The 4,509-nt window shown below is 52.1% G+C and carries 4 protein-coding genes and 1 pseudogene; 2 read left to right on the forward strand and 3 right to left on the reverse strand.

What is annotated here, in order from left to right:
• Window positions 1-304: hypothetical protein (locus QNK41_RS12785; protein WP_319257497.1), on the forward strand; the 304-nt coding region annotated here is incomplete at its 5' end.
• Window positions 305-316: 12 nt separating this feature from the next.
• Here the strand turns inward: QNK41_RS12785 and QNK41_RS12790 are convergent.
• Window positions 317-772, reverse strand: a complete 456-nt coding sequence (locus tag QNK41_RS12790; protein ID WP_319257499.1) for a universal stress protein — start codon at window positions 770-772, stop codon at window positions 317-319.
• Window positions 773-824: 52 nt separating this feature from the next.
• The gene (locus tag QNK41_RS12795) at window positions 825-2,306 is read right to left on the reverse strand and encodes a sigma-54 interaction domain-containing protein (RefSeq protein WP_319257502.1); all 1,482 of its coding nucleotides are present in this window, start codon (window positions 2,304-2,306) and stop codon (window positions 825-827) included.
• A 178-nt stretch (window positions 2,307-2,484) separates the two neighbouring features.
• On the opposite strand from QNK41_RS12795, the pseudogene QNK41_RS12800 reads away from it, so the two are divergent.
• Window positions 2,485-2,997: pseudogene (locus tag QNK41_RS12800) on the forward strand (TCP-1/cpn60 chaperonin family protein); the annotation flags it as partial.
• Here the strand turns inward: QNK41_RS12800 and QNK41_RS12805 are convergent.
• On the reverse strand, window positions 2,995-4,509 hold a 1,515-nt coding region (locus QNK41_RS12805; protein WP_319257504.1), incomplete at its 5' end, for an NADP-dependent glyceraldehyde-3-phosphate dehydrogenase. The pseudogene QNK41_RS12800 and the gene QNK41_RS12805 overlap by 3 nt on opposite strands.

Below are 4,509 nucleotides of genomic sequence, written 5' to 3' on the forward strand. Positions count from 1 at the left end.
TCTGCGTTATGCTTCATCCTTCGTCACTGCGGAGTACCTTAAGTACGCTGCCTACGGCACCCGCGATAGCGGTATTCTCGGGATGGAACATGAATGTTCGCCTAAAGGATGGCGATCGATTTATTGTTCGCTCGCTCAAGCGCGCTATCGCGGCCCGCAAGCCTTGATCTCGGGCTTTTTACGAATCCGTCGGAAAGGCGACTTTTTCGAGTTGATCAATTATGGTTGGCGAATAATACCGAACCAAGGATGGGCTCGTACCTCGCCCATCCCATTTGCCGAAAGCAGGTCAATCCCTCGTTAATAATTCGAAAGATTATTTGTTTTTTGGGTATGGAATAACCAAGACGGGACAGGATGCATGGTTGATGACCTGCTCGGTAATCGTACCGGTTACAAAGTCCTTGATGGTGTTCCTGCCATCGGTGCAAATGACGATCAGATCGATACCGAGTTTTCCAGCCGTTTCCGCAATGACCCGTTCCGGTTTGCCTTGGCGTATCTCATAGTCGACCTGAATATCCTCTGCATGCAGGTTGCCAATTTCAGCCATCATCTCTTTGCGTGATTCGATGGCGATCCGCCGGTATTTTTCTTTAAGGCCGTCAAAACTGACCCGTAGCATTTCGCGCTCCCGTTGAGCGATAAACTCCGGGTGGACATTCAGTAACGTGATTGTCGAATTGAACTGATGGGCAATTTGAACGGCCTTTCTCAGAGCGATGTACGCGCGCTCTTTCAAGTCGGTCGGACAAAGAATATGTCTGAACATGCGTGACCTCCTTTTATCGAGATGCCGGGAAAAAAAGTAATTTTATGAGGATTTATGGTTTGTTAATATCCAGTTTGCGCATGCGTGCGCGCAAGGTGCTTCGGTCGAGATCAAGGATTTCGGCCGCACTGTTGTTTCCGCTGACTTTCCAATGGGTCTGCTCAAGCACCCGAAGAATATACTCCCGCTCTACATCCGCTAATGTGCGATTGGCCTTTGTGAAATCCTTATTGGGCTTTTTAAGATCATCAACCAGATGCAGTTTGGGACCTGACGAGTTGATCACCGCTCGTTCGAGGACATTTTCGAGTTCGCGAATATTGCCGGGCCAATGATAGGTTTGCAACACGTCCATCACATTCACCGGGACCAGACTGATGGTTTTTCCCAGTCTTTTTGAAATTTTATCAATAAAATAATTGACCAGCAGCGGGATGTCCTCCCTGCGTTCCCTGAGCGGCGGCATGGTGATCGGAAAAATATTCAGCCGGTACCAGAGATCCTCCCGGAAGGCGCCCTTGCGAACTTCCGCTTCCAGGTTGCGATTGGTGGCGGCAATGATGCGGACATCGACTTTAATCGTGTCGGAACTGCCCAGGCGTTCAAATTCGCCGGTCTCGATCACCTGGAGCAGCTTGGGCTGCAACTCCAGGGGCAGTTCGCCGATCTCATCCAGAAACAGGGTGGTGCCGTTAGCAATCTCGAAGCGTCCCAACCGTCTGGAATGCGCATCGGTGAAGGCGCCTTTCTCGTGGCCGAAAAGCTCGCTTTCAATGAGGTTTGAAGGCAGGGCGGCACAATTCATTTTTACCAGGGCCCGATCCTTACGCAGGCTCAAGCCGTGAATCGCGCGTGCCACCAGTTCTTTGCCGGTTCCGGTTTCGCCCAATACCAGGACGTTGGTATCCGTGGCGGCGATTTGTTCGACCTTGTAGAACACATATTTGATTTCGTTGCTTCGGCCGATAATGTTTTCATGGTTGAATTCCAGTTTGATCTCTTCCTGAAGATAGGCTCTCTCGGCTTCGAGTTGGTTGGTCAACTGCTTGATTTCAGCAAGGGCATTTTCTGCCAGATGCTTGCTGTTTAGTGCTTCCTCCCTTGCTATTCTCAGTTCGGTGGTTCGCTGTTCAACAATTTCCTCAAGATGTCTTTTGTAATATTCACGCTCCGTCACATCTTCGATGGCCAATAGAATCAGCTGGGTTTGGTTTCCTTCGTTGTATATCCGCCGGGCATTCAGATGCATGATCTTCCGGCCGATGGTCTCAAAGTCATGCTCCACCTCAAAATCATTGAATTTGGTATTCTGAGGGAGAATCTCTTCGAGCAATTCTCTCAGCTTGGGGATGTCCCATTGACGATTGCCGAGATCATATATCAACGTTCCCTCCGTCTGTTCGGGGTTCACGTTGAAGGTGAGGTAGAAAGAGGGGTTGGCCTTGATCACTTTCAGATCAGGATCGAGCACCACCAACGGCTCTCGAATCGAACCGAGAATGCTGTTGAAAATTTCCAGAAACGCTTTTTTCATATAGTCGTTCCATGCTATTCGTTTATCGAAAATTGTATTGGCAGTCGCTTGGCACCCGATAGGAATGCAGCTATTTTAATCTATTTGTATCGTGAACGCAACCGGGTCAACGACCTGCCGGACACCGGTACCTGTGAAACCTGAAGTTATTTCGACGTGTAAAGACAGATAATTTTCCCCTGTATTGCCTTTGGTTTCTTTCGGTGACGACGCTTACGTGATCATTGCAGAAGATCTGGACGGGGAGGCTTTGGCCACCCTGGTAGTCAATAAATTGAGAGGCACCCTGCAGGTCGCAGCGGTCAAGGCGCCGGGTTTCGGCGACAGACGAAAAGCCATGCTGGAAGACATTGCCGTTTTAACCGGCGGGCAGGTGGTCTCCGAGGATTTAGGGACCAAATTGGAAAATTTAACGGTTGCAGACCTCGGCAAGGCTAAACGGATCGACATCGATTAAGACAAGCTGGGGGTGAAAGTCGTCATGCGCGCCATGGTGGAGCCGCTTCATCAGATTGCCAAAAATGCCGGTGCTGAAGGTTCTGTCGTCATCGATAAAGTCAGAAACGGCCAGGAGTCTTTTGGCTACAATGCCCAAACGGACATCTATGAAGATCTGATGGTAGCCGGCATAATGGATCCGACCAAAGTGGTCCGGTTTGCCTTGCAAAATGCAGCAAGTGTAGCTTCATTAAAGAATAAAGTCTGTCGCCAAAAATTTGCTTTTGTGTTCCCGCACGATGCGGGTGATGATCTGTTTGTTCAACTCCGTCTGTTTGGCGGCAACCAGGGTTCGAATGGAAAACACTCGCAAGGCGTCGGAAACGGAAAGAGTGCCTTCGGCGGAATCCTTACGCCCCGTGAAGGGAAACGTGTCCGGTCCCCGCTGGCACTGGCTGTTGATGTTGACCCGGCAGACCTGGTTGACCAGCGGGTCGATCAATCGAGCGATCTGGTCCGGGTCGCTGCCGAAAATACTGACTTGCTGGCCGTAGTTGGAATTGATCATGTAGGCGATGGGCTGGTCTATGTTGTCGAAGGGCAGCACGGGAACTACCGGCCCGAACTGCTCTTCATGATAGACTCTCATTTCAGAGTTGGCCGGATAGAGGACGGCAGGAAAAAAGAAGCTGCCGCAAACCGTTCCTCCGAAGGGATTCACGACCCGGGCACCTTGGGCAACTGCGTCCGACACCAGTTCTCGCAGGTAATCCGTTTTGTCTTTTTCTGCGACCGGGGTTATGAAAACCCCTTCCTGCCATGGCATTCCAAAGGCAAGGGCGTTAACACCCGCGGCAAAGCGCTCGAGAAACGCCGCCGCAATGCCGGCTTCCACAAAAATGATCTTAAGTGCCGTGCAGCGCTGCCCGTTGAAGGAAAGGCAGCCGAGTACGCATTCCCGGACGGCCAGATCGAGCTCGGCACCTTCGAGCACAATGGCCGGGTTCTTGGCCTCCAGCCCCAGCACACAGCGCAGGCGATTGGGGTTAGGGTGCAGTTTTTTCAGTGCGTTGGCTGTCTTGCTCGTGCCGATCAAACCCAGTACGTTGATCTTGCCGGATGCCATGAGCGGGGGAATCATTTTTCTCCCCTCGCCATAGATGATGTTGATCACCCCTTGCGGAAAAACATCGCGAAAGGCCGCCAGGAGCGGTGCATAAAGCAGCGCACCGTGCTTGGGCGGCTTCAGGATCGCGGTGTTGCCCATGAGCAGTGCGGGTATCAGCGTCGTGAAGGTCTCGTTGAGCGGATAATTGAACGGTCCCATGCAGAGCACCACACCCAGGGGTGCGCGCCGGATCTGGCCGATGATTCCCTCCTCGATGGTGAACCGGGAAGAATTGCGGTCCAGGTCTTTCAGTGCGGCGAGGGAGTCGTTGATGTATTGAATGGTCCGGTCGAACTCCTTTTGCGAATCATGGAGCGATTTGCCAACCTCCCACATCAGAAATCGCACGACCGGGTCCTTTGCTTCGATCATCCGGAAAACGAAGCGCTGCATATGATCAATGCGCTCGGCCACGGACAGGGTGGGCCACAACCCCCTTCCGTGATCATAGGCGGCAACTGACGCATCCAGGGCCTGTAACGCTTGGACTTCCGTTAACAGGGGATATTCACCAATGGAAAAAGGCCTCGGACCGTTGTCGTTTGCCATCCAAACGGGCGAGAGCACCTCCTGACGCGGGCCGTCCCAGACCCGAAT

Origin of the sequence: Desulfosarcina sp. (genome assembly GCF_033791525.1) — a bacterium.
In the GTDB taxonomy this organism is placed as follows: Bacteria; Desulfobacterota; Desulfobacteria; order Desulfobacterales; family Desulfosarcinaceae; genus Desulfosarcina.